This window comes from Chryseobacterium ginsenosidimutans (assembly GCF_039536845.1).
Taxonomy (GTDB): domain Bacteria; phylum Bacteroidota; class Bacteroidia; order Flavobacteriales; family Weeksellaceae; genus Chryseobacterium; species Chryseobacterium ginsenosidimutans_B.
This window is the reverse complement of record NZ_BAAAZJ010000008.1, coordinates 143,356-166,504: the sequence shown is the minus strand read 5'-3', so window position 1 is coordinate 166,504 and position 23,149 is coordinate 143,356. Positions and strand designations below refer to the sequence as shown.

Sequence of the window (23,149 nt, the reverse complement as noted above, 5' to 3'; positions counted from 1 at the left end):
AAGCCGAGTTTTATACTAAAAATTATTTAAAATCCAGTTTTTACACTTGCCGTTTCTCAAATAACACGTATTTACTTTTGATTTAAAATCATTTTCCAGATATTTATTTATGAATCTATTCTTTATTCTTTAACAATATCTAAAAATTATTCAATATTTACTCTCCCTTTTTTCCCTTTAAGGTTCAAATAAAATATAGAACCTCTTTTATCTTTCATAAAATAATAACACTGCTGTTTAAACAAATAAACTTAACCGCAAAAGAGACAAAAGATATTATTGGTCTTTTAAAATTTTACTTATTGAGAAAACAAAAGTTTATAAAAGGGCAAAAATCAAAGATTTTTAAAAACTAATATGTTCTTATTTGTGGTTTAATAATGAACTTAAGATATCTAATGTGTTAATCTTTTGTCTCTTTGTGGTAAAAATAAAAGTGTAAACAAGTTCAATTAAAAAAATTAATCTGAAGTTTTGCGTCATGATTTTTCTTCTTTTTAATCATTGCTAACATACAAAGAGATAAATATTCGACCTGTATTTATCTGGCTCTGTTTTCTTCATCCGTTTTTTGTATATTTTTTGCCTGATATTTCGAGTTTCCAAAATTGTAGCTTAAAGACAATATCAACTTTTGAGTATCCCACCAATGCGTAAATCGGGTATCCATAATTTGTTTATGCCTAAATTCCATACGCTGTTCGTAAGAATCAAAAATATTGTTAAAGCTTATTTTCGTATTCAGCTTATTATCAAACCATGCTTTTTGAACCGAAACATCAATGGTATATCTTGGCTTAATTATATATAAACTATTTCCTGTTTTTGATTCGTAATTAGCAAAAAGATTAATTGTATAGCCTTTAGATAAAGAAAAAACCTGATTTAACTTCATCTCGTAGTTATAAATTTTCAATGCAAAAACTTCATCCAGATACGGTCTGAATTCGTGATTATAATATCCTGCGATCTGAGTATTTATGTTCCACCATTTCGTTATTTTCACAGGAAAACTTGTTTCTACACTGGCAAAATTTCGATAAGGCAGGTTGGTTCCTAAAAATTCCAGCACATTTGTTTCAGAATTGTAAATAGGATATCGTGTCATCACATCGGTTTCTTTCCCAATGGTAAAAGCGGTCACCCAATTTTTATATCGATAGGTTGCTTTTATCTGATTGGTAAAAGAGGGTTGCAGATAAGGATTTCCGATCCAATAATTTAGCGGGCTGTAATAAAACCTGAATGGGTTAAGCTGTGAAAAAACCGGTCTTGTAATTTTTCTGCTGTAAGAAAATGAGAGCTCACTGGATTTGTTGAAGGCATAACTTGCACTGAAAGATGGCAGCCATTTCAGATAATTCCTTGAGACCACAGAATCTACGGTTACCGCATTAGAAAAACTTTGAGTATTTTCAAATCTCAATCCTGCATTAATCTGAAGTTTATTAAATTTCTGACTGTACACCAAATATCCTGCAAATATTTTTTCTTCATATGAAAATTGATTACTTCTTGTCGGATCAAAAATGAATTGTTTATCTACCGACAACGTATCATATCTAATCATATTATTCGTTTGAGTATCACTCAATTTTACACCCGTCTCGAAAGTAGCACCTCCTATTTTCTGGGAAATATCAACTTGTCCTGTATAAATACTAATCTTGTTGAGCAGATCAGATTTCCAATAGGATAAAGGCTGTGAAGTCGGCTTATCGCTGTTTATAAAATCGTCTTTTTGCTTATTTTCAACCGAAAGATAGTTGCCTAAAAAATTCAGCTTAAAGCTTTTGTACTGGAAAGAATAATCTGTGGTTATTCCATAATTATCTTGAAAATAGTTGATCGGGTTCTTACTTTCTGTATTAAAAACCAACTGCGTTTCGTCTTTATTTACGGTATACAATGATCCCAAACGAATCCGATCACTGTCTCTAAAGTTTCCTCTTACATTGATGCCAAACCTATTTTTATCATTTAATCTATAATCGATTCCCATTTGAACAGTATAAATTTCTGTATCATCTTTTTGGTAGGTTTGCGTTCTCATCACATTCGTATTTGCTAAACGCTGCAGTGCATTATAACGATATGTTGTGATACCGTTATTATAACCTAACTGTAAATTATAGCTTATCTTTTCCGTGTTGTAAGAAAGGTTTAGGCTATTCTCTTTATAATTAAATTTATTGATACTGGTGTTTCCAATATAGTTTCCTATCCAGCCGATATTGGTGTTTTTCTTTAATTTAATATCAATAATTCCTTTGAATTCGGCATCATATTTTGAAGAAGGATTTGTATTGACTTCAAGAGATTCTACCATTTCCGGCGACAGGGATCTCAGATAAGACTGCAGCTCCTGATTGCTCATTACAACAGGTTTTCCATTGATAAAAATGGCAGGACTCGTTCTTCCTCCAACAAAAATCCCATCTTCCGAATCTACCGTCACACCCGGAGTTTTTCTTAAAACCTCAAGAATATTTGTTGATGTTTTAAAATCTTTATTACCGGAAACATTCACCACAATATTTCCCTGATTGAGTTTTAAATCTCTGCGAGAAGATTGAATAATAACCTCTGAAATCGTTGCAACCGAATCTTTTTGTTTTATAGAATCGGAAACTTTAGCATTGAGAATTTCCTGAGACTTTGTAAAAAATGATAAGAATAGCATCAAGATAAAAATCCATAATTTGGCGTTCATAAACTTTAAATTTTATGAAACCAAAAGTATTGGGCATCGATGAAAATTAGGTTTTGAAGTTTAAATTCCGAAGTACAGAATTATAAATTTGAACTCTGGAATTCTGTCTCAGAAGGCATTTGAGACTGTTTATACAATAGCGGTGTTGTACTCATGATTTTCTTGAAAGTAGAAAAAAATGTAGATTTAGAATTGAATCCTACTTCATATCCGATCTCCTCAATTTTCAGATAAGATCCGTTTTCAATTTTTTCACAGGCTTCATTGATTCTGTATTCATTGATGTAGGTTGAAAAGCTTTTACCCAAATTATCATTTAACAACTGTGAAAGCTGATGGGCTGAAATATTCATTTTCAAAGCAAGATCGCTTAATTTTAAATTCGGGTTTTTATATAATTCTTCCGTATTCATCAATTTTTCCAATTTGGAAACAAAACTGTCTGCTTGTTGATCTGATATTTTTTTATTGGAATATTTATTCTCTTCTTTTATTACCGTTGACTTATATTTTTTATTAGCCAAGATCATAAAATTAATATATAAAACAAATGAAAACACAAGACTTCCACCTGCACAATACACCTGCGTCCAACCTGTAGAAATCAACTGATAAGCCAAAAAGATGATGACATTGCTTACTAAAATAGGCAGGATAAATTGAGTTGATTTCCTACCCTCTTTTTTTGAGAAAATATAATATTCATAAACAGATAGAAAAATGAAAATCGTCCAGATCCCATAAATAAATGTTGCAAAATATTTTTCCCAGATAATCGGAAAAATTAGATATAAAAGTCCGATTGCGCCAAGAATTAATGTCAAAATACCAAAAGATTTTCTGGTATTTTTAAGATCAAACTGTTCTTGTAAAAAAGAGGAACGAATATAATAATACAAAGCCGGACCAGTAAAAAATAGCGCCGATAAACCCAAATGTGGAATAATTCTAGGCCAATCCGGATAAAAATAAATACATACAGAAATTCCTACCCGGATGCTTAATGTAAACAAAATTAATCCTAAAAAGAAATTCGGAATATGTTTTATTTTTTTCACAAACAATAGGTAAATCCCAAGCAGAAGCCCATTAAAAGCTCCTATTGCGCTAAAAAAAAATAACATCTGTTGTCCGAAACTCATTGTTTGTTACCATTTTATGAAAGGTAAATTTAAGGAATTCTCAGAAGGAATTTTAGATAAAAGTACAAAATATTATTTCTCAGCTATATTTTCTAATCGACTGAGAATAACCGTTCTAAGGTGTTCTTCATTTTCGTCTTCCCATTCACCAAGAACAGAGATCATACTCCTGAAATTTGTCCCAGACTTTAAACATATGAACGAGCAGTTTAATTTCAATAATGAATTAAGCAACAAAACAGCTTTGGTAACAACCAAAATTTCAGGAACTTTTGATGGAAGCCCAATTAGTTTTAAAGTATAACTTTGAGATTGAAAATGTTAAGATTTCAAGTCTGAAAATTATTGGTTAATATTTTTAATTTAAGACTAAAACAATTAAAACAAAAAATCCCAAGTTTTGCTTGGGATTTTAATTTTATATCTATCAGATATTATCTGTTGATCATATCGATATAATCTCTTTGCTGAGCACCTTGGTAAACCTGTCTTGGTCTTCCGATCGGGTCTCCTTTCAATCTCATTTCTTTCCATTGAGCGATCCATCCCGGAAGTCTTCCTAATGCAAACATTACGGTGAACATTTCTGTAGGAATTCCTAACGCCCTGTAGATGATTCCTGAATAGAAATCTACGTTTGGATATAGCTTTCTTTCGATGAAGTATTCATCTTCCAATGCTACTTTTTCTAGCTGCATTGCAATATCAAGAGCCTTGTCTTCAATTCCTAGTGCTGCCAATAAATCGTCTGCTGCTTTTTTGATGATTTTTGCTCTTGGGTCGAAGTTTTTGTAAACTCTGTGTCCGAATCCCATCAAACGGAAGCTGTCATTTTTATCTTTAGCTTTTTCAACCCACTTGTTAACATCACCACCATCTTTTTCGATTAATTCAAGCATTTCGATAACTGCCTGGTTTGCACCACCGTGAAGTGGTCCCCAAAGTGCAGAAATACCTGCAGAAACAGATGCAAAAAGACCTGTGTGAGCAGAACCTACCATTCTTACAGTAGATGTAGAACAGTTTTGTTCGTGGTCAGCATGAAGAATTAATAATTTATCTAAAGCTTGAGTTACCACAGGATTGATTTCGAAATCCTCATTTGGCAATCTGAAAGCCATTTTGTAGAAGTTTTCTACATAGCTTAAGTTGTTATCTCCGTGGTTCAATGGAAGACCTAAAGTTTTTCTGTACGTCCATGCCGCAAGGTGAGCAAATTTAGCAATAAGCAATTCTGCAGCCAAATCCATTTCTTCTTTAGAGTTTACATTAACAGCTTTCGGGTTGAAGGCAGTTAAAGCAGAAGTTAAAGTAGATAAAACTCCCATTGGATGAGCAGAGCGAGGGAAAGCATCGATGATTTTTTTCATCTCCTCTGCTACAAAATTATATTTTTTGATATTACCGTTGAAGGTATTGAATTGGTCTTGAGTTGGTAAGTTACCGTGCAATAAAAGGTACATTACTTCTGTGAAGTTAGATTTCTCTGCAATCTGCTCGATTGGATATCCTCTGTAGAATAATTCCCCTTTGTCTCCGTCTAAGTAAGTGATTTCGCTAAGGGTAGCTCCGGTGTTTTTGTAACCTAAATCTAAAGTGATTAAACCTGTCTGGTCTCTTAATTTTGAAATATCGATTCCTCTGTCTCCGATAGTACTATCTACGATAGGATATTCATACGAATTACCTGCGTAATTCAATATTACTTTGTTGTCTGACATTATTTAATTTATTTTTTTTAAATATACTACTTATTACAAAATACGGCAAACTAAAAATTTCGCTTGCCGTTATTTATAAATTCGATCAATTATCTTTTGATTTTAAAAGCATCTAAGCCAGGAAAAACAGCAGTTTCACCCAATGCTTCTTCAATTCTTAATAATTGGTTGTATTTCGCCATTCTATCTGACCTTGAAGCTGAACCGGTTTTAATCTGTCCGCAGTTCATTGCCACTGCTAAATCAGCAATTGTAGAATCTTCAGTTTCACCTGATCTGTGAGACATTACCGTGGTAAACTTATTATGCTGAGCCATTTGTACAGCTGCCATTGTTTCAGAAAGAGAACCAATTTGGTTTACTTTTACAAGGATTGAGTTGGCAATTCCTTCTTTTACCCCTCTTGATAATCTTTCAACATTCGTTACGAATAAATCATCTCCTACTAACTGTACTCTGTCACCTATTTTATCCGTTAACATTTTCCAGCCTTCCCAGTCATTTTCCTGCATACCGTCTTCGATAGAGATGATTGGATATTTATTTGCCAATTCAGCTAAGTAAGAAACCTGCTCGCTGCTTGTAAACTGAGCCGCATCCGGAGTCTGGAATTTTCTGTAATCATAAACTCCGTCTTTATAGAATTCTGAAGCTGCACAGTCTAATGCGATCATTACATCGTCACCAGGTTTGTAACCTGCTTTTTCGATTGCCTGAAGCAAAGTATCCAAAGCGTCCTCAGTTCCTTTGAAAGTTGGCGCAAAACCACCTTCGTCACCTACCGCCGTAGAAAGACCTCTAGAATGAAGAATAGCTTTCAGATTGTGGAAAATCTCAGTTCCTTTTCTCAACGCGTGAGAGAAAGAATCTGCTTTTACCGGCATTACCATAAATTCCTGGAACGCGATCGGTGCATCTGAGTGGGAACCACCGTTGATTACATTCATCATCGGAACCGGAAGTGTATTAGCATTAACACCACCAACATATTTATATAAAGGTAATTTTAATTCATTAGCAGCAGCTTTTGCAGCAGCCAAAGAAACACCAAGAATTGCATTAGCTCCTAAGCTTCCTTTGTTGCTTGTTCCGTCTAAATCAATCATAATCTGATCGATAAGATTCTGATCAAAAACAGGAAGACCTACCAATTCAGGCGAAATTACTTCTCTTACATTCTCTACAGCTTTAGAAACTCCTTTCCCCATCCATTCTGAACCACCATCACGTAATTCAACTGCTTCATGCTCACCGGTAGATGCTCCAGAAGGAACTGCAGCACGACCCATCGCACCACTTTCCGTGAATACATCAACTTCAACTGTAGGATTTCCTCTTGAATCCAAAATTTGTCTCGCTTCTATGTAAGAAATGTAACTCATTGTTCTTTTTTTATAGTTTAGACAAATTTAATCAATTTTTAACTTTTGAAAGCACCGAAGAGCTAATTTATACGTTTATTCTGAGTTAAATTTTAGTTAATATTAAAAATGTGATAACTCGAAAATTTGAAAGATTATTGTTGGGGTATTTTTATTAGTCCTTTTTGTTTATTTGTAAGATTATAAGTCAATGCAAAGAATACTCCTATTTTAAAATTTTTGGTTATAATATCATTTACATCCTTAATTCCTACAACTTGATCATTTTCTTCAAAATTTTCTTTTAATTCTTGAGTTAGTCTAAAAGCAGGACCAGCAGTTATAATTACTTTATTTCTTTTCCCAATTAATAAACTTCCTCCAAAATAAAAAGAATTAATATTAAACTTACTGATATCCAAAGAAGTACCTAAAGCTATCCCCGGAGCCCAGGTTGAAGAATTCCTAAAACTAGAATGAACAAATATACCTAAATCTGGAATAAATTGATTTTTAGAATTAAGTTTTATAATATCATTTTGAATACTGTAATTTTTATCAATAGTTCCAAAATTTAAAACAACACCTGCGCTAAAATCCAAACGAACACCTCCTTTTAAATATTCAAAATATCGAAAACTTTTTTTATTATCTGGATAATAATCCGTTGAGACATTTTTTCTACTTTCAATATTTACATTAAACTCAACATAATCTTCTACTCCCTGAATTGGAACTGATGTATACTCAAACATTTCTTTATTTTGCATAAGTCTGTTAATCATTTCAACATGATTAAATTTTTTGGAAAGATCTATATCTAAAACCAAATCATCAAATGATTTTAATTGAGATTTCATTCTATCTATTTCTTTATTTAGTTGTTTTAAAATATAATTTCCATTAGAAATTTTTTGAATTTGAATTTCAGACTCATTTATATGAGTAATAAAATCATTCAGTTTGTCCAGATAATCAGAAGAGTTGGTTTTGTAATTATTACTTACGCCATAAGCATATTTCACACTTTTTTCATTTAACAAAAAGACACCTTCAATATTATTTTTAATTTTCTTCTTTTCTGTCTCATCAACGATTTTCTGATATTCATTATAGTTCATATTTGGATGAATAACTTTATCTATATAATTGTTAAAATTACCATTGAGTTTTATGATTTCTTTTACGTTATCTAATAAAGCAATATAATTTTTATTGAGATTTGAAAAGCGAAGTTTAATTCCATTGATCAATACTTTATTTGATGTATCTTCCTTTTCCAAATCTCGAAGCTTTGTTTCTTCTTTTTGAATGATACTTTTAACGCTGTCTATCTGTTTTGCTAATACATTAAGCTTATTTTTATCAATCTCTTGAGAGTATTGTTTTTGTTGCTCTCTCAATTTCATATTCTGTGTATCATATTCATCCCTTATTTCTTCGTATTTGTTTTTTTGTGCTTGATCAGTTATTGCATAATCCGGTAACAAAGAAGCCAAATCTGTATTCAGAGCATATTTTTTCTCTTCTGGGAGTTTAATGAATTCTGATTTTTCTATTTTTTGTTTTGTCTGCTCCGTAAGCTCTGTATTAACATAATCAATCACTTTGTCATCTGCTTCGATTTTTATATTATAAAATAAAGGATTGATATTAGTTATTCTTAATATTGTCGGGACTTTATAACATGGCTTTACCATCGAGTTTTCAAAAATTCCTTTAGCAAAATCATACGTAATTATTTGATATTTTCTTTCATAGCATTTCTTTGCATTCATAATACTATCATATTTGTTAGAAGCAATATTCTGAGAGTAAAATAAATTTAAATGCAATACACATAAAATGATAAAGATTTTAGTTTTCATGGCTATTAGTTTTTAAGTTTCATAACTCAAAGTTCAACTTAATAAAAAGCCCTGTCAATTACCCAAACGGGTGAATTTCACAACAAAAAAAACAGCACCATAAAATGATGCTGTTCTTATTTAATTTTTAAATTAGTTATAAATCGATCCTGAAAAACAAATGCGTTCCGTTTTCAGTGGTAACTTCGCAATGTCCGTTTTGTTCCTTCATTCTACGCTTCATGTTTCGAAGTCCATTTCCTTCTGGCCTTTGGTGATCGATTCCGATTCCGTTGTCGGAGATTTTCATCATGAATTCTTTGTCTTTCTGGATAAATGAGAGTTTTAGCTGGTTGGATTCACTGTGTTTGTAAGCATTATTCAGAGCTTCTTTTAAGCATAAAAACAGATTTCTCCTTTGTTCTGTCGTAATTGTAGTTTCAAAACTTATGTTTTCATCTTCAATAACAAGTTGAATTTTTGTTTTCTTGAGAAAATTATGAGCATATATTTTTGAATAATCTATAAAACTTCCTAATGTATCGTTTCCAGAATTCAGGCTCCAAAGCATTTCTCTCATGGAAAGATTCATTTCTTCGGAGGTTTTTAAAAGCTCGTCGATATCACTTTTTAATTCACCATCGTCAGCTTTTTGTTTTAAAAATTCTGCCTGAAGTTTTAATGCAGAAATTCCTGCTCCAAGATCATCGTGCATATCGTGGGAAATTCGTTCACGTTCTTGTTCTATGGATTTTTGTTTTTCGAGTTCTTTTTGGAGGAGCTGATTTTGGTGTTCGGATTCTTTGAGTTGTTGTTCTTTAAGGTAGAGTAATTGCCTTCTGTTGTACATTAAAACAACGAAAATTATAAAGCAAATAAATATTATCATTATAAAAGTTATAACAATATATGTAAGTTTAATATCTTCTGGAATCTGTTTCATACCTTACAAAAAAGACCCCTTAAAAAAATTATGTAACTTATTATTGTAGAATATTGATAAATACTATTTGTCATAATAAAGAACTCTTCGTCATTTTCCACAAAATAATTAGCTGGAATTATCCTCAATAAATATGTTACAGCCCAAAGTTTAATTCCAATGCTTATCCAAAAGCTCATTTTCTTATATATTTTTATTTCATTTGGATTCCTTATTTGGCTGGCAAACCAATTTAAACTAATTAGTAAATAAATAAAACTTTGCAACAAGCTCAAATCTAATCCATAAAACCTACCTTTAATAAGAATCATTATTATTAAAATAAAACTAAAAATTAATAATGGATTTAAGAATAATTTATTCTCTACTTCTTTCCTAAAGTAAACTAGAAAAAATAATATATAGATTATTTTCGTAACCTTATACAAATCGGATGAAAAAAATTGATTAAATACCAATAGTTCTGAAATAAAAACTATAAGAAAATAAACATATAAAAATCTTTGTCTTGCATATTTATTAATTAATGAATATGCAAGACAAAGAAAAACTATTATTATATATAAATAAAACATTAGCAACCAGGTGGTTTCAAACAGAAGTCATCATAATAAACTGTTGGTGGTAAAAATATCTTATTAGCATCCATAGGAAATATTGCTAAAATTAATGTAAAATGATGTTTTTTACTTTTATTATTACTATTAGTTTTATTTTCGGTCACAATCCCTGGAATTAAAGTTAAAACGGAATCAGCAGTATTTGTTTGATACTCATCAAAAGTCTTATATGGAATCATTATATCAGTTGTGTTACCATAAGAATTATCCCCTTCTTTTTTTGGGTCTGATGTTATTAATTTTGATTTAATTTCATTCATCCTTGGATATACTACAGTCCCGAAATCGCTATCCATTGTGGGCAATTTTAAACTATCAACTTCTGTAAGTTTCGATACATCTGTAACAAAATATTTCCTTTTGCCAGACTCAAATAGCAATCCTAATTTATTATTATTACTAGTTAAGATAAAATGAACATATGTATCTTTGTTACTGATAACAAGTGCCTTTATTTCATCTACAACCTTATCTTGTACTCTAAAAACAAAAGGAAATTGTCCTTTGTTTGTCAAGCTTGGCTTAAATTCCCCCAGATATTTTTGATAATAATTATCTGCTGTAGAATCTGGAATTCCTGATAACAAATGTTTTATATTAGTTATAGTAAGATTTTTAATTATAATACTATCTTCTGCAAATGTTGGACTTACAATTTCAGTGTTAACGGTTTTATTATCTTTCTTACAAGTTATTAAAAATAATAGAAATATTATTACAGGAATAAACCTAAATAATTTAATTGTTGTTCTCATAATTCTTAGTTTTTAAAATGGTTAAATTTATTAATAGCCTCCACTTTGTTATTGACGTGAAGTTTTCTGTAGATATTTCCGACGTGTTTTTTTACTGTGTCGATGCTGATGAATTTTTTATCAGCTATTTCCTTATACAATAGGCCTTGAGATAAAAGTTCCAACACTTCTTTTTCTCGTTCGGTAAGTTCGTCGAACCCCTTTATTTGGGGGAATTTTCTTTCAAAATGACTTAAAACTTTTCGGGCAATTGAGAAACTCATTGGTGCGCCGCCGTTGTATACATCACGAATGGATGCTAAAATTTTATCCATACTTTCCCCTTTTACAAGATACCCCATCGCTCCGGCTTTTAAAGAACTGAAAACCTTTTCATCATCTTCAAAACTTGTACACATGATAAATTGTGTATTCTGCATTTCTTTTTTCAGTTTCTCGATGATTTCAATTCCGAGCATATCCTGCAGCTGAATATCCATCATCACGACATCCGGAGAAATATCAGAAAGATTTTCTAAAGCGTCACTTCCATCGAAAAATTGGGCTACAACCTTCATATCGTCCTGATAATTGATGACTTTCTTCAACGCATTGTTGTAGTTTTTTTCATCTTCTACTATGGCTATGGAAATGCTCATGTTTGTAATTTTTGTTAGGACAAATATCTACAGAAAACAAAGCAGAAACAATTACACCTTTGGGTAATTTTAAAGTTTTGAGTTCGTGGCTATTGGTTTAGTTTTTGTTTTTACTAAATTTAATGAAATTTCTCTTACGTTTGAAAAAATAATTAATTCATATATATTAAAAATAAATAACATGAAAAAAGGATTTGTAATAGCTGCTTCCTGTATAGCATTATCATTAATAAGTTGTAAAAAAAATGAAGGTGGAAACAAAAACGTGATTAAAGCTGATGGTACGGAAACTATTTTGGCAGATAACGGAAAAGTAGATTCCACAATAAGTTACAATACTGATGTGAATGGGAAAAAATCGATAAAAACAGATTATGTGTATAAAGCCAGTGATGGAAATCTGGTAAAAGTTGTTTTCAACTACGATCCTAAAGAAAGTACGCTTACCATCAGAAGTAATAATAAAACTTTTATTCTTAATAAGGTAGAATCTAAAGGCAACGAAACGACTTACGAAAAAATGGATATGAAAGCCACCGTAAAGAAAGACAGTTTGATTTTGGATCAGGGAAACAATATCATAGAACTTGTAAAGACAAAAATCTAGAAAATAAAAAAACCGTTCAGAAATCTGAACGGTTTTTTTTATATCTGAGAATATATTATTCTGCAGTTTTTTCCTCTGTAGAATCAGTTGCTTCTGCCTTAGGCTCTTCAACTTTCTCTTCTACTACAGGAGCTTCAACAGCAACCTTTGCAGCAGATGTAGATCTTCTACTTCTTCTTGTAGCTTTTTTCTCTTCAGCATTAGGATTGTAAAGTTCGTTGAAATCAACTAGCTCGATAAGAGCCATATCAGCAGCATCACCTGGTCTGAATCCTGTTTTGATGATTCTTGTATAACCACCGTTTCTTTCAGCGATTTTAGGAGCTACTGATCTGAAAAGCTCAGTAACAGCCTCTTTACTTTGAAGATATGAAAAAACAATTCTTCTATTGTGTGTAGTATCTTCTTTTGCCTTTGTTAATAGAGGTTCAACATATACTCTTAAAGCTTTTGCTTTAGCTACAGTAGTGTTGATTCTTTTATGCTCAATTAGAGAACAAGCCATATTAGAAAGTAAAGCACTTCTATGAGAAGCTGTTCTTCCTAAGTGATTGAATTTTTTACCGTGTCTCATTATTAATTATTTATCAGCGTCTAACTTATATTTTGCAACGTCGAAACCGAAGTTAAGACCTTTTGAATGCACTAATTCTTCTAGTTCTGTCAAAGATTTTTTACCAAAATTTCTGAATTTCATCAAATCAGACTTACTGTAAGAAACCAATTCTCCAAGAGTTTCTACTTCAGCTGCTTTCAGACAGTTAAGGGCTCTTACTGAAAGATCCATATCTGCTAATTTAGACTTAAGTAGTTGTCTTGTATGAAGAGTTTCCTCATCATATTGGATAGATGCTTTTACAGCTTCAGTTTCAAGAGTGATTCTCTCATCAGAGAATAACATGAAATGATAAATTAATATCTTAGAAGCTTCTGTTAAAGCATTTTGAGGACTGATAGATCCATCAGTCTCAATATCTAATATAAGTTTTTCGTAGTCTGTCTTTTGCTCTACACGATAATTTTCAATGCTGTATTGTACTTTCTTAATTGGTGTATAAATAGAGTCAATAGCAATCGTACCTACAGGTGCATTGTTTGACTTATTTTGTTCTGAAGGAACATATCCTCTACCTTTTTCTAGGTTGAAAGTAATTTCGAAAGTTACATCACTGTTTAGGTTACAAATCACCAAATCCGGGTTTAGCACCTCGAATCCGTTCATCGATTTACCTAAATCACCAGCAGTAATAATCGTCTGACCCGAAACTTTAGCAACAACCTGCTCATTAGCCTGGTTTTCTGCCGTAGCTTTTAATCTTACCTGCTTAAGGTTAAGAATAATTTCGGTAACATCTTCGATTACTCCTGGAATAGTTGAAAATTCGTGCTCTACACCTTCTATTTTGATAGATGAAATAGCGTATCCTTCCAGAGAAGAAAGCAACACTCTTCTCAAAGCATTACCGATTGTAAGCCCGAAACCTGGTTCTAGTGGTCTGAATTCAAACTGACCTCTAAATTCATCAGAGTTAAGTAATATTACTTTATCGGGTTTTATGAATTGTAAAATTGCCATATTATTGGGTTGAGCAAAAATTTGATTAAAAATTATTTAGAGTAAAGTTCGACAATAAGCTGTTCCTTGATGTCTTCCGGAATTTGGATTCTCTCAGGAGCAGAAACGAAAGTACCTTCTTTCTTCTCATCGTTGAATTGTAACCACTCATAATTTGCTTTAGAAGCTAATGCATTTGTAACAACTTCAAGAGACTTAGATTTTTCTCTTACAGCGATTACATCACCAGCTTTAACCAAATACGAAGGGATGTTTAGAATTTCTCCGTTCACAGTAATGTGTCTGTGAGAAGTCAATTGTCTTGCACCAGATCTAGTTTTAGCAAAACCTAATCTGTATACAACGTTATCCAATCTTGATTCGCAAAGTTGCAATAGAACTTCACCTGTTACACCTTTACTTCTGTGTGCTTTATCAAATAGGTTAGCAAACTGTCTTTCTAAAATACCGTAAGTATATTTAGCTTTTTGTTTTTCAGCTAACTGAACTGCATATTCTGATTTTTTAGCACCTCTTCTTTTGTTAGGACCGTGTTGTCCTGGCGGTTGGTTTTTTCTTTTTTCGAAGTTTTTATCATCTCCGTAGATTGCAGCACCAAACTTTCTAGCAATCTTAGTTTTAGGTCCAATATATCTTGCCATAATGGGTAAATTCTAAAAATTAAACTCTTCTTCTTTTTGGTGGTCTACATCCATTGTGTGGCATAGGAGTCACATCAACGATTTCACTTACTTCAATACCTGAATTGTGAATAGATCTGATTGCAGATTCTCTACCTGCACCCGGACCTTTTACAAACACCTTTACTCTTCTTAAACCAGCTTCGTGAGCTACAGCAGAGCAATTTTCAGCTGCCATTTGAGCAGCAAATGGAGTATTCTTTTTAGAACCTCTGAAACCCATTTTACCGGCAGAAGCCCAAGAGATAACCTCTCCGTTTTTATTTGTTAAAGAAATGATGATGTTATTGAAAGAAGCCTGAATATGTGCTTCACCAATAGCTTCAACTTTTACTTTTCTTTTTTTAACTACTTTAGTTTGTTTTGCCATAATTCCTAACGATTATTTACTAGCTTTTTTCTTGTTAGCAACAGTTTTTCTCTTTCCTTTTCGGGTTCTAGAGTTGTTTTTCGTTCTCTGGCCTCTTAAAGGTAATCCAAGTCTGTGACGTATTCCTCGTTGGCATCCTATGTCCATTAATCTCTTAATGTTCAATTGCACTTCAGATCTAAGCTCTCCTTCTACTTTTACGTTTTCTGAGATATAAGTTCTGATTGCAGCCAATTCATCGTCATTCCATTCGTTGACTTTCTTGTCTTCGCTGATACCGGCAGCCTTAAGGATTTCAGAAGAAGTACTTCTTCCAACTCCGTAGATATAAGTTAAACCGATAACTCCTCTTTTGTTTTTTGGTAAATCAATACCTGAAATTCTCGCCATAATTTAATTTTAACCTTGTCTTTGTTTAAATTTTGGGTTTTTCTTGTTGATTACAAATAGTACACCTTTTCTGCGTACGATTTTGCAATCAGCACTTCTTTTTTTAATTGATGCTCTTACTTTCATTTTGATAGTATTTATTTTTTAACAATAGCCAAATGGAATGCTTATTCCATTTGGCGTTTGTTTTAATATCTAAATGTAATTCTCCCTTTTGTTAAATCATAGGGAGACATTTCTAATTTCACCTTATCACCAGGTAAAAGTTTAATATAATGCATTCGCATTTTACCAGAAATATGAGCGATAAGCATATGCCCATTTTCTAGCTCTACACGGAACTGGGCGTTCGAAAGTGCTTCCGTAATAACGCCGTCTTGTTCAATATGTTTTTGTTTTGCCATAAATTAATATCCAGTCGTTCTTGATAATTTAGACTGCATTAAGCCATCATAATGATGGTTCAGCAGATAGGTATTAATCTGTTGAACAGTATCTAAAATTACTCCCACCATAATCAATAACGACGTTCCACCGAAAAATAGGGCGAACGCATCTGTCTGAACAAAGCTTCCATGCACAATTGCCGGAAGGATTGCAAAGATAGATAAAAATATTGCACCTGGCAAGGTAATTTTTGATAAAATATCATCTAAATAATCAGCTGTCTCTTTTCCTGGCCTTACTTTCGGTACTAAACCTCCATTTCTCTTCAAATCATCAGCCATTTGGTTTACCGGAATTGTAATTGCAGTATAGAAAAACGAGAAGATAATAATTAATAGTGCAAACAATACGTTGTATTGCCAGCTAAAAACATTCTTGAAACCTGCAAGAAAAGTATTAGACTCATCTACTTTTGTTAATAAACCAGGTACGAACATCAATGCCTGCGCAAAAATGATCGGCATTACACCAGCTGCATTAACTTTCAATGGAATCCACTGTCTTGCTCCTTGCATAAGATTTCTGTTTACACCTCCTCTTGCCTGAGCTCTGCTTACATACTGAATAGGGATTTTTCTGACAGCAACGGATAATACCACTGCTAAAAGAACAACCAACATCCAGAAAATTACTTCAATAAGGATCATGATAGATCCCATTCCTCCTTTTCCGTTCTGCACTGCCATTTCCTGTACGAATGCTTCAGGTAATCTTGAAAGAATCCCCACCATAATAAGGATAGAGATACCATTTCCGATACCTTTGTCGGTGATTTTCTCACCCAACCACATTGCGAATACTGAACCACCTACCAAGATTACAATACTTGGTAACCAGAACATGATAGAATTTGGCTCTACATAGTATGCAGACTGGAACTGAGCATATGGTAAAAATAATTGAGTAATAGATGTTAAATAAGAAGGCGCCTGTACAAGACAAACACCGATTGTTAACCATCTAGTAATTTGATTCAATGTATTTCTACCTGACTCTCCATCTTTCTGAAGTTTCTGAAGATAAGGAATAGCCATTCCCATCAACTGAACAATAATAGAAGCAGAAATATAAGGCATGATACCTAACGCCATCACAGAAGCATGGCTGAAAGCCCCTCCTGTAAATGACGAAAGCAAGCCAAGAAGACCTGCTCCTTGCTTGTTTCCGCCTTGATTTTTATAATGCTCTAAGAGATCTCCTACTTGTGCAAGGTTAATTGCAGGTAGAGAGATATAAGATGCGAATCTATACACAAGAATAATACCTAAAGTAAAGATAATTTTATCTCTTAATTCTTTTAGGCTCCAAATATTTTTGAGGGTTTGTATAAATTCTTTCATTAGTAATTATTATAAGGTAATTGCTTTTCCACCTGCTTTAGCAATAAGCTCTTCAGCAGATTTAGTGAATTTGTCAGCAGAGATTGAAACCGCAGATTTCAATTCTCCTCTACCCATAATTTTCACTAATTCGTTTTTAGTTGCTAAACCGTACTGCACCAAAACTTCTTTTGTAATATCTCCTGTTACAGATTTATTTTCAATTAAGATTTGAATATCATCCAGGTTAATAGCTCTAAATTCTTTTCTGTTTACGTTTTTGAATCCGAATTTAGGTAATCTTCTTTGTAAAGGCATCTGACCTCCTTCAAAACCGATCTTCTGAGAATAACCAGCTCTGGCTTTCTGTCCTTTGTGACCTTTCGTAGAAGTACCTCCTTTTCCAGTACCCTGACCTCTACCAATTCTTTTTGAATTGAAAGTAGATCCTGCAGCTGGTTTTATGTTGTTTAAATTCATTTTAAAATTATTTTAAAAATTATTTTTGAACTTCAAGTAAATGACTAACTGCAGCTATCATTCCTAAGATAGAAGGAGTAGCTTCGTGTTCTACAACTTGGTGAAGTTTCTTAAATCCTAATGCTTCAAGCGTTCTCTTTTGGGTTTTTGTTCTACCAATAGCGCTTCTTACTTGTTTTACTTTAATTGTTGCCATTGTTTATATATTAACCGTTAAACACTTTACTTAGTGAAACTCCTCTCATTCTTGCAATTTCTTCTGGTCTTCTGATATCCAATAACGCTTTGAAAGTAGCTTTCACCACGTTGTGAGGGTTAGAAGATCCTTTAGATTTTGAAAGGATATCGTGAATACCAGCAGATTCAAGTACCGCTCTTACCGCACCTCCGGCGATAAGCCCTGTACCGTGAGAAGCAGGTCTTAAGAAGATATCTGCACCACCGTATCTAGCAGTAGTCTGGTGAGGAATTGTGTGGTTCATTACAGGAACTTTCACAAGGTTTTTCTTAGCGTCTTCAACTGCCTTAGCAATTGCAGAAGCAACTTCCTTAGATTTTCCTAAACCGTAACCGATAACACCATCTTCGTTACCTACTACAACAATAGCAGAAAATCCGAAAGCTCTACCTCCTTTAGTTACTTTTGTTACTCTATTAACAGCTACGAGACGATCTTTAAGTTCTAATCCTCCCGGTTTTACTCTTTCTATATTATCTAGTCCTAACATATGTTCCGAAATTTTTATGATTAGAATTTAAGTCCTCCTTCTCTCGCACCATCAGCTAGAGCTTTCACTCTTCCATGATATACGAATCCGTTTCTATCAAACACTATATTTTCGATTCCTGCAGCTTGAGCTTTAGCAGCAATAGCTTTACCTACCGCAGCAGAAATTTCAGTTTTAGTTCCGTTAGCATCAACACCCTTCTCTCTAGAAGAAGCAGAAGCTAAAGTTTTTCCACTGTTATCGTCGATTAACTGAGCGTAAATTTCCTTATTACTCTTATATACAGATAATCTTGGCAATTCAGAAGATCCAGAGATTTTTCCTCTTACTCTTCTTTTGATTCTTATTCTTTTTTCTAATTTACTTAATGCCATAATTCTTATAATTTATTAAGCAGATTTACCAGCTTTACGTCTAACATTTTCACCAACGAATCTTACACCTTTTCCTTTGTACGGCTCAGGCTTTCTGAATGAACGGATTTTCGCCGCTACCATTCCAAGAAGTTGCTTATCGTAAGACGTTAAAGTAATAATTGGATTTTTACCTTTTTCAGTCAATGTATCAACTTTTACTTCACCAGGAAGTTCTAATACGATACCGTGAGAGAATCCTAAAGCTAACTCAAGTTTTTGACCTGAGTGAGAAGCTCTGTATCCTACCCCTACTAATTCCAGTTTCTTTTCGAAACCATCAGATACACCAACGATCATGTTGGCGATCAACGCTCTGTATAAACCGTGAAGCGCTTTGTGTTGCTTAGAATCAGATGGTCTGTTAACATTAAGTTCACCATCTTTTTGTTCTAAAGTAATTCCTGCTGTAAGTTCCTGAGAAAGTTCTCCTTTAGGACCTTTCACTGTTACTACACCTTCTTTCTCAGTGATAGTAATTCCAGCGGGAACTGTTATAATTGCTTTACCAATTCTTGACATTTTCCTTTGATTAAAAATTAATAAACATAGCAGATTACTTCACCGCCTACTTTTTCTTCTCTAGCTTTCTTGTCAGTCATTACTCCTTTAGAAGTAGAGATGATAGAAATACCCAAACCGTTTAGTACTCTTGGAAGTTCAGTAGAACCTTTGTACTGTCTCAAACCTGGTCTAGAAGCTCTTTGAATAGACTTGATAGCTGGTTTGCTAGTTTGTTTGTCGTACTTTAAAGCGATTTTGATCGTACCTTGAACAGCGCTATCTTCAAACTTGTAGTTTAAGATATACCCCTGATCAAATAAGATCTTAGTAATCTCCTTTTTGATTTTCGATGCAGGAATTTCCACCACTTTGTGGCCTGCGCTTTGTGCGTTCCTTACTCTTGTTAGGAAATCTGAAATTGGATCTGTTACCATTTTTCTTTTATAAATTATTGGTTAAAGAACAATCAGTATTGCAAAGACTTGAAGAATAAAATATCAGACTTCAGAAAACTTCGGTCTGATATTTTTATCTTTAGTATCTGAACAACTTAATTGTCCCGATTTTTTAATTAGTAATTAATTACCAACTAGCTTTTTTAACACCCGGGATAAGACCGTTGTTTGCCATTTCTCTGAAAGTTACTCTGGAAATACCAAACGTTCTCATGTATCCTCTTGGTCTACCTGTTAGTTTACATCTGTTGTGTAATCTTACAGGAGAAGCATTTTTAGGTAATTTTTGAAGTCCTTCATAATCACCTGCTTCTTTTAAAGCTTTTCTTTTGTCAGCGTATTTAGCAACTAGTGCTTCTCTTTTGCGCTCACGCGCTTTCATTGATTCTTTAGCCATCTCTTAGTTCTTTTTGAAAGGTAAACCGAAGTGAGTTAATAATGCTTTAGCTTCTTTATCTGTTTTCGCAGATGTTACGAAAGTGATGTCCATCCCTTGGATTTTTTTCACTTTGTCGATTGCGATTTCAGGGAAGATAATTTGCTCAGTAATACCTAAGTTATAATTACCTCTACCGTCGAAACCATCAGCTTTAATACCAGAAAAATCTCTAATACGTGGTAAAGCAGAAGCAGTAAGTCTATCTAGGAACTCATACATTTTATCAGCTCTTAGGGTAACTTTAGCACCTACAGGCATACCTTTTCTTAATTTGAAAGCAGCTTCGTCTTTCTTAGAGATAGTACCTACAGCCTTCTGACCAGTGATGTTCGTTAATTCTTCAACAGCATAATCAATGATTTTTTTGTCTGCAGTAGCATCACCTAACCCTTGAGAAAGGATGATTTTTTCCAATTTAGGTACTTGCATTACTGATTTGTACCCGAATTCTTCCATCATTGCAGGAACAATCGTTTCTTTATATGCTTTTTTGGGTCTTGCTATATATTCCATTTGTTATTTAAAATTATAAAGTTTCACCCGTTTTTTTGTCGATTCTTACTTTCTTATCTCCGTCGATTTTGTAACCGATTTTGATAGCTTTTCCGTCTTTACCAACTAAAGCTACATTAGAGATATGAATAGAAGCTTCCTTTTCAGTAATTCCTCCTTGAGGATTTGAAGCTGAAGGCTTAACGTGCTTTTTAACGATGTTAAGTCCTGCAACGATTACTCTAGGGTCTTTTCCTTCTTTTTTGATCACTTCAATAACTTCACCAGTTTTACCTTTGATATCTTTCTTTCCAGTAGTAATGATTACGTTATCTCCTCTTTTTATTTTTAACTTTGACATTTTCTTTTAAAAATTTTAAAAATTAAAGTACTTCAGGAGCCAATGAAATGATTTTCATATATTCTTTGTCTCTCAACTCACGAGCAACAGGTCCGAAAACACGTGTCCCTCTCATTTCTCCACCAGCGTTTAGCAATACACAAGCATTGTCTTCGAACTTGATGTATGAACCATCTTTTCTTCTCACTGCTTTTTTTGTTCTTACTACAACCGCTTTAGATACTTGACCTTTCTTTGCGTTTCCTGATGGTGTAGAATCTTTAATAGTAACTACGATTTTATCACCAACTGAAGCATATCTTCTTCTGGTACCACCCAGAACTCTGATTACTAGTACTTCTTTCGCACCAGTGTTATCAGCAACTTTTAATCTTGATTCTGTTTGTAACATTACTTAGCTTTTTCAATGATTCTTACTAATCTCCATCTCTTGCTCTTGCTCATAGGTCTAGTTTCTTGGATAAGAACTGTATCTCCTTCTGTGCATTCGTTGTTCTCGTCGTGTGCAGTATATTTTTTCGTTTTTAATACGAATTTACCGTACATCGGGTGCTTTACTCTCGTCGTCTCACTTACAACAATGGTCTTTTCCATTTTATTGCTGGAAACTATTCCGATTCTTTCTTTTCTTAAGTTTCTTTCCATAATGTATGAAAATCTTATTGTTGTTTGTTAGTTAACTCAGTATTTAGTCTTGCGATTGTCTTTCTCAAATCTCTGATTTGGATCGGGTTTTCAAGCGGGCTGATTTTGTGAGCCAATTTCATTTTTGAAAATTGAACTTTTGCATCAGCTAATTGAGCCTGAACTTCCTCTGCGCTTAAATTTTTAATATCAGCTTTTTTCATTGTATTCAAAGATTAAAGAGGTTTAACAAAGTCGTTAGCAACTATAAATTTCGTAACGATTGGTAATTTTTGTGCAGCAAGTCTAAGAGCTTCCTTAGCGATATCGTAAGGTACACCTCCAACTTCGAACATAATTTTACCAGGTTTCACTACAGCTACCCAATATTCCACAGCACCTTTACCTTTACCCATACGCACTTCTGCTGGTTTTTTAGTAATTGGCTTATCCGGGAAGATTTTGATCCATAGTTGACCTTCTCTCTTCATATATCTTGTCGCAGCAATACGAGCAGCTTCAATTTGTCTTGCAGTGATCCAAGCACCTTCTGTCGCCTTGATTCCGAAAGTTCCATAAGCAAGTTGACTACCTCTTTGGGCACTCCCCTTCATCTTCATCTTATGAACTCTACGGAACTTGGTTCTTTTTGGTTGTAACATAATTTCTAAATTTTAGATTTTAGATTTTAGATTTTAGATTTTTTTTATTTTAAAAAAGTAACGGTAATTTAAAATTCAAAATTTCTATCTAAAATTTTTAATTATTATTGTTATTATTGTTGTTATTGTTCTTTCTAGGTCTTCTGTTGTCTCTGTCTCCTCCTCTGTTGTTATTTCTATCACCAGAAGGACCTCCTTTTTTCTGTTGTCCCACTAGAGGAGAAAGTTCTCTTTTACCGTAAACTTCACCTTTCATGATCCAAACTTTAACACCTAGCTTTCCGTACTGAGTTAATGCCTCACCAATGTGATAATCGATATCAGCTCTGAAAGTAGACAAAGGAATTCTTCCGTCTTTGAAAGATTCTGATCTTGCCATTTCAGCACCGTTCAATCTACCAGAGATCTGAACTTTGATACCTTCTGCACCCATTCTCATTGTACCAGCGATAGCCATCTTAACAGCTCTTCTGTAAGAGATTCTATTTTCGATTTGCTTAGCAATGCTGTCAGCAACTAGTACTGCATCAAGCTCAGGTCTTTTGATTTCGAAAATATTGATTTGAATATCCTTTTTAGTAAGTTTCTTCAATTCTTCTTTCAATTTATCAACTTCCTGACCTCCTTTACCGATGATAAGTCCCGGTCTAGCAGTAGTAATTGTAACTGTAACTAATTTTAATGTTCTTTCAATATAAATTCTTGAAATTCCACCTTTAGATAATCTAGCCTCAAGGTATCTTCTGATTTTGTAGTCTTCAGCGATTCTGTCTCCATAATCGTTTCCACCAAACCAGTTAGAATCCCATCCTCTGATGATACCTAATCTATTACCAATTGGATTTGTCTTCTGTCCCATACC

The 23,149-nt window shown here is 33.3% G+C and carries 31 protein-coding genes; 1 reads left to right on the top strand and 30 read right to left on the bottom strand.

All coding sequences use genetic code 11. The features are described 5' to 3' along the window. Positions 1–541: 541 nt before the first annotated feature. The 8 genes from ABD745_RS09125 to ABD745_RS09090 form a co-directional block, all read right to left on the bottom strand. Complete coding sequence (locus ABD745_RS09125; RefSeq protein ID WP_344828338.1) at positions 542–2,713, bottom strand: TonB-dependent receptor domain-containing protein; 2,172 nt, start codon at positions 2,711–2,713, stop codon at positions 542–544. 80 nt (positions 2,714–2,793) lie between these two features. Further along, positions 2,794–3,771 carry a helix-turn-helix domain-containing protein gene (locus ABD745_RS09120; protein ID WP_344828335.1) on the bottom strand — a complete coding sequence of 326 codons (978 nt, stop codon included), beginning with the start codon at positions 3,769–3,771 and terminating at the stop codon, positions 2,794–2,796. A 518-nt stretch (positions 3,772–4,289) separates the two neighbouring features. After that, the gene (locus ABD745_RS09115) at positions 4,290–5,576 is read right to left on the bottom strand and encodes a citrate synthase (RefSeq protein WP_344828332.1); all 1,287 of its coding nucleotides are present in this window, start codon (positions 5,574–5,576) and stop codon (positions 4,290–4,292) included. 89 nt (positions 5,577–5,665) lie between these two features. After that, positions 5,666–6,958, bottom strand: a complete 1,293-nt coding sequence (gene eno, locus ABD745_RS09110; RefSeq protein WP_047401297.1) for a phosphopyruvate hydratase — start codon at positions 6,956–6,958, stop codon at positions 5,666–5,668. A gap of 134 nt (positions 6,959–7,092) precedes the next feature. Beyond that, positions 7,093–8,805: a hypothetical protein gene (locus ABD745_RS09105; protein ID WP_344828328.1), complete on the bottom strand. Its 1,713-nt coding sequence runs from the start codon at positions 8,803–8,805 to the stop codon at positions 7,093–7,095. A 136-nt stretch (positions 8,806–8,941) separates the two neighbouring features. After that, on the bottom strand, positions 8,942–9,634 hold the full coding sequence (locus ABD745_RS09100) for a sensor histidine kinase (protein WP_344828325.1): 693 nt from the start codon (positions 9,632–9,634) through the stop codon (positions 8,942–8,944). A 667-nt stretch (positions 9,635–10,301) separates the two neighbouring features. Further along, positions 10,302–11,102, bottom strand: coding sequence for a hypothetical protein (locus ABD745_RS09095; RefSeq protein WP_344828322.1), 801 nt, complete (start codon positions 11,100–11,102; stop codon positions 10,302–10,304). A gap of 5 nt (positions 11,103–11,107) precedes the next feature. After that, positions 11,108–11,740 (bottom strand): response regulator, encoded by a 633-nt coding sequence (locus ABD745_RS09090; protein WP_344828319.1) that lies wholly within the window; start codon positions 11,738–11,740, stop codon positions 11,108–11,110. 181 nt (positions 11,741–11,921) lie between these two features. Between ABD745_RS09090 and ABD745_RS09085 the strand changes: the two genes are divergently transcribed. Continuing rightward, complete coding sequence (locus tag ABD745_RS09085) at positions 11,922–12,347, top strand: hypothetical protein (protein ID WP_344828316.1); 426 nt, start codon at positions 11,922–11,924, stop codon at positions 12,345–12,347. Positions 12,348–12,402: 55 nt separating this feature from the next. Here the strand turns inward: ABD745_RS09085 and rplQ are convergent, their stop codons facing one another. The 22 genes from rplQ to rpsC all read right to left on the bottom strand — a co-directional run bounded on the left by rplQ (position 12,403) and on the right by rpsC (position 23,146). Beyond that, complete coding sequence (gene rplQ / locus ABD745_RS09080) at positions 12,403–12,921, bottom strand: 50S ribosomal protein L17 (RefSeq protein WP_344828313.1); 519 nt, start codon at positions 12,919–12,921, stop codon at positions 12,403–12,405. Between the two features lie 6 nt (positions 12,922–12,927). Then, positions 12,928–13,923 carry a DNA-directed RNA polymerase subunit alpha gene (locus tag ABD745_RS09075; protein ID WP_047401289.1) on the bottom strand — a complete coding sequence of 332 codons (996 nt, stop codon included), beginning with the start codon at positions 13,921–13,923 and terminating at the stop codon, positions 12,928–12,930. A 32-nt stretch (positions 13,924–13,955) separates the two neighbouring features. Continuing rightward, positions 13,956–14,564, bottom strand: coding sequence for a 30S ribosomal protein S4 (gene rpsD / locus ABD745_RS09070; RefSeq protein WP_047401288.1), 609 nt, complete (start codon positions 14,562–14,564; stop codon positions 13,956–13,958). 19 nt (positions 14,565–14,583) lie between these two features. Next, complete coding sequence (rpsK, locus tag ABD745_RS09065) at positions 14,584–14,973, bottom strand: 30S ribosomal protein S11 (protein ID WP_034694697.1); 390 nt, start codon at positions 14,971–14,973, stop codon at positions 14,584–14,586. 12 nt (positions 14,974–14,985) lie between these two features. After that, positions 14,986–15,363: a 30S ribosomal protein S13 gene (rpsM, locus tag ABD745_RS09060; RefSeq protein ID WP_007839478.1), complete on the bottom strand. Its 378-nt coding sequence runs from the start codon at positions 15,361–15,363 to the stop codon at positions 14,986–14,988. A 9-nt stretch (positions 15,364–15,372) separates the two neighbouring features. Continuing rightward, positions 15,373–15,489 (bottom strand): 50S ribosomal protein L36, encoded by a 117-nt coding sequence (rpmJ, locus tag ABD745_RS09055; protein WP_007839480.1) that lies wholly within the window; start codon positions 15,487–15,489, stop codon positions 15,373–15,375. Positions 15,490–15,551: 62 nt separating this feature from the next. Further along, on the bottom strand, positions 15,552–15,767 hold the full coding sequence (gene infA, locus ABD745_RS09050) for a translation initiation factor IF-1 (protein ID WP_047401287.1): 216 nt from the start codon (positions 15,765–15,767) through the stop codon (positions 15,552–15,554). Between the two features lie 3 nt (positions 15,768–15,770). Then, positions 15,771–17,150: a preprotein translocase subunit SecY gene (gene secY, locus ABD745_RS09045; protein ID WP_047401286.1), complete on the bottom strand. Its 1,380-nt coding sequence runs from the start codon at positions 17,148–17,150 to the stop codon at positions 15,771–15,773. Positions 17,151–17,159: 9 nt separating this feature from the next. After that, complete coding sequence (gene rplO / locus ABD745_RS09040; protein WP_047401285.1) at positions 17,160–17,609, bottom strand: 50S ribosomal protein L15; 450 nt, start codon at positions 17,607–17,609, stop codon at positions 17,160–17,162. Positions 17,610–17,628: 19 nt separating this feature from the next. After that, on the bottom strand, positions 17,629–17,805 hold the full coding sequence (gene rpmD, locus ABD745_RS09035; protein WP_007839493.1) for a 50S ribosomal protein L30: 177 nt from the start codon (positions 17,803–17,805) through the stop codon (positions 17,629–17,631). A gap of 10 nt (positions 17,806–17,815) precedes the next feature. Continuing rightward, entirely contained in the window at positions 17,816–18,337 is a 522-nt protein-coding gene (gene rpsE / locus ABD745_RS09030; RefSeq protein ID WP_047401284.1) for a 30S ribosomal protein S5, read from the bottom strand. A 20-nt stretch (positions 18,338–18,357) separates the two neighbouring features. Further along, the gene (rplR, locus tag ABD745_RS09025; protein ID WP_047401283.1) at positions 18,358–18,711 is read right to left on the bottom strand and encodes a 50S ribosomal protein L18; all 354 of its coding nucleotides are present in this window, start codon (positions 18,709–18,711) and stop codon (positions 18,358–18,360) included. Positions 18,712–18,726: 15 nt separating this feature from the next. After that, positions 18,727–19,272: a 50S ribosomal protein L6 gene (rplF, locus tag ABD745_RS09020; protein WP_344828298.1), complete on the bottom strand. Its 546-nt coding sequence runs from the start codon at positions 19,270–19,272 to the stop codon at positions 18,727–18,729. 17 nt (positions 19,273–19,289) lie between these two features. After that, positions 19,290–19,688: a 30S ribosomal protein S8 gene (gene rpsH / locus ABD745_RS09015; protein WP_062162720.1), complete on the bottom strand. Its 399-nt coding sequence runs from the start codon at positions 19,686–19,688 to the stop codon at positions 19,290–19,292. A gap of 148 nt (positions 19,689–19,836) precedes the next feature. After that, the gene (rpsN, locus tag ABD745_RS09010; RefSeq protein WP_027387207.1) at positions 19,837–20,106 is read right to left on the bottom strand and encodes a 30S ribosomal protein S14; all 270 of its coding nucleotides are present in this window, start codon (positions 20,104–20,106) and stop codon (positions 19,837–19,839) included. A 3-nt stretch (positions 20,107–20,109) separates the two neighbouring features. Beyond that, the gene (rplE, locus tag ABD745_RS09005; RefSeq protein WP_047401280.1) at positions 20,110–20,661 is read right to left on the bottom strand and encodes a 50S ribosomal protein L5; all 552 of its coding nucleotides are present in this window, start codon (positions 20,659–20,661) and stop codon (positions 20,110–20,112) included. Positions 20,662–20,674: 13 nt separating this feature from the next. Continuing rightward, complete coding sequence (gene rplX, locus ABD745_RS09000; protein ID WP_034702866.1) at positions 20,675–21,001, bottom strand: 50S ribosomal protein L24; 327 nt, start codon at positions 20,999–21,001, stop codon at positions 20,675–20,677. Positions 21,002–21,023: 22 nt separating this feature from the next. Next, a complete protein-coding gene (rplN, locus tag ABD745_RS08995) occupies positions 21,024–21,392 on the bottom strand; it encodes a 50S ribosomal protein L14 (RefSeq protein ID WP_034684837.1) in 369 nt (122 codons plus the stop codon). Next, a complete protein-coding gene (gene rpsQ / locus ABD745_RS08990; protein ID WP_052186088.1) occupies positions 21,392–21,649 on the bottom strand; it encodes a 30S ribosomal protein S17 in 258 nt (85 codons plus the stop codon). The genes rplN and rpsQ overlap by 1 nt, the downstream gene beginning before the upstream one ends. 11 nt (positions 21,650–21,660) lie before the next feature. Next, positions 21,661–21,849 (bottom strand): 50S ribosomal protein L29, encoded by a 189-nt coding sequence (gene rpmC / locus ABD745_RS08985; RefSeq protein ID WP_047401279.1) that lies wholly within the window; start codon positions 21,847–21,849, stop codon positions 21,661–21,663. Positions 21,850–21,861: 12 nt separating this feature from the next. Continuing rightward, positions 21,862–22,287: a 50S ribosomal protein L16 gene (rplP, locus tag ABD745_RS08980; protein WP_047401278.1), complete on the bottom strand. Its 426-nt coding sequence runs from the start codon at positions 22,285–22,287 to the stop codon at positions 21,862–21,864. A 97-nt stretch (positions 22,288–22,384) separates the two neighbouring features. After that, the gene (gene rpsC / locus ABD745_RS08975) at positions 22,385–23,146 is read right to left on the bottom strand and encodes a 30S ribosomal protein S3 (RefSeq protein WP_344828282.1); all 762 of its coding nucleotides are present in this window, start codon (positions 23,144–23,146) and stop codon (positions 22,385–22,387) included. Positions 23,147–23,149: the final 3 nt, after the last annotated feature.

Coding starts and splice junctions, on each gene's coding strand:
- rpsK (WP_034694697.1), bottom strand. CDS start 14,973: ATGGCAAAACAAACTAAAGTAGTTAAAAAAAGAAAAGTAAAAGTTGAA.
- rpsM (WP_007839478.1), bottom strand. CDS start 15,363: ATGGCGAGAATTTCAGGTATTGATTTACCAAAAAACAAAAGAGGAGTT.
- ABD745_RS09095 (WP_344828322.1), bottom strand. CDS start 11,102: ATGAGAACAACAATTAAATTATTTAGGTTTATTCCTGTAATAATATTT.
- secY (WP_047401286.1), bottom strand. CDS start 17,150: ATGAAAGAATTTATACAAACCCTCAAAAATATTTGGAGCCTAAAAGAA.
- ABD745_RS09090 (WP_344828319.1), bottom strand. CDS start 11,740: ATGAGCATTTCCATAGCCATAGTAGAAGATGAAAAAAACTACAACAAT.
- rplX (WP_034702866.1), bottom strand. CDS start 21,001: ATGTCAAAGTTAAAAATAAAAAGAGGAGATAACGTAATCATTACTACT.
- rplO (WP_047401285.1), bottom strand. CDS start 17,609: ATGAATTTAAACAACATAAAACCAGCTGCAGGATCTACTTTCAATTCA.
- rpsC (WP_344828282.1), bottom strand. CDS start 23,146: ATGGGACAGAAGACAAATCCAATTGGTAATAGATTAGGTATCATCAGA.
- rplE (WP_047401280.1), bottom strand. CDS start 20,661: ATGGAATATATAGCAAGACCCAAAAAAGCATATAAAGAAACGATTGTT.
- rpsD (WP_047401288.1), bottom strand. CDS start 14,564: ATGGCAAGATATATTGGACCTAAAACTAAGATTGCTAGAAAGTTTGGT.
- eno (WP_047401297.1), bottom strand. CDS start 6,958: ATGAGTTACATTTCTTACATAGAAGCGAGACAAATTTTGGATTCAAGA.
- rplR (WP_047401283.1), bottom strand. CDS start 18,711: ATGGCATTAAGTAAATTAGAAAAAAGAATAAGAATCAAAAGAAGAGTA.
- rpsN (WP_027387207.1), bottom strand. CDS start 20,106: ATGGCTAAAGAATCAATGAAAGCGCGTGAGCGCAAAAGAGAAGCACTA.
- rpmJ (WP_007839480.1), bottom strand. CDS start 15,489: ATGAAAGTAAGAGCATCAATTAAAAAAAGAAGTGCTGATTGCAAAATC.
- rplF (WP_344828298.1), bottom strand. CDS start 19,272: ATGTCAAGAATTGGTAAAGCAATTATAACAGTTCCCGCTGGAATTACT.
- ABD745_RS09085 (WP_344828316.1), top strand. CDS start 11,922: ATGAAAAAAGGATTTGTAATAGCTGCTTCCTGTATAGCATTATCATTA.
- ABD745_RS09125 (WP_344828338.1), bottom strand. CDS start 2,713: ATGAACGCCAAATTATGGATTTTTATCTTGATGCTATTCTTATCATTT.
- rplN (WP_034684837.1), bottom strand. CDS start 21,392: ATGTTACAAACAGAATCAAGATTAAAAGTTGCTGATAACACTGGTGCG.
- rpmC (WP_047401279.1), bottom strand. CDS start 21,849: ATGAAAAAAGCTGATATTAAAAATTTAAGCGCAGAGGAAGTTCAGGCT.
- rpsH (WP_062162720.1), bottom strand. CDS start 19,688: ATGGTAACAGATCCAATTTCAGATTTCCTAACAAGAGTAAGGAACGCA.
- infA (WP_047401287.1), bottom strand. CDS start 15,767: ATGGCAAAACAAAAACATATTGAACAAGACGGCGTTATTACGGAAGCA.
- ABD745_RS09115 (WP_344828332.1), bottom strand. CDS start 5,576: ATGTCAGACAACAAAGTAATATTGAATTACGCAGGTAATTCGTATGAA.
- ABD745_RS09100 (WP_344828325.1), bottom strand. CDS start 9,634: ATGTACAACAGAAGGCAATTACTCTACCTTAAAGAACAACAACTCAAA.
- ABD745_RS09075 (WP_047401289.1), bottom strand. CDS start 13,923: ATGGCAATTTTACAATTCATAAAACCCGATAAAGTAATATTACTTAAC.
- ABD745_RS09105 (WP_344828328.1), bottom strand. CDS start 8,805: ATGAAAACTAAAATCTTTATCATTTTATGTGTATTGCATTTAAATTTA.
- rpsE (WP_047401284.1), bottom strand. CDS start 18,337: ATGTTAGGACTAGATAATATAGAAAGAGTAAAACCGGGAGGATTAGAA.
- rplP (WP_047401278.1), bottom strand. CDS start 22,287: ATGTTACAACCAAAAAGAACCAAGTTCCGTAGAGTTCATAAGATGAAG.
- rpmD (WP_007839493.1), bottom strand. CDS start 17,805: ATGGCAACAATTAAAGTAAAACAAGTAAGAAGCGCTATTGGTAGAACA.
- rplQ (WP_344828313.1), bottom strand. CDS start 12,921: ATGAGACACGGTAAAAAATTCAATCACTTAGGAAGAACAGCTTCTCAT.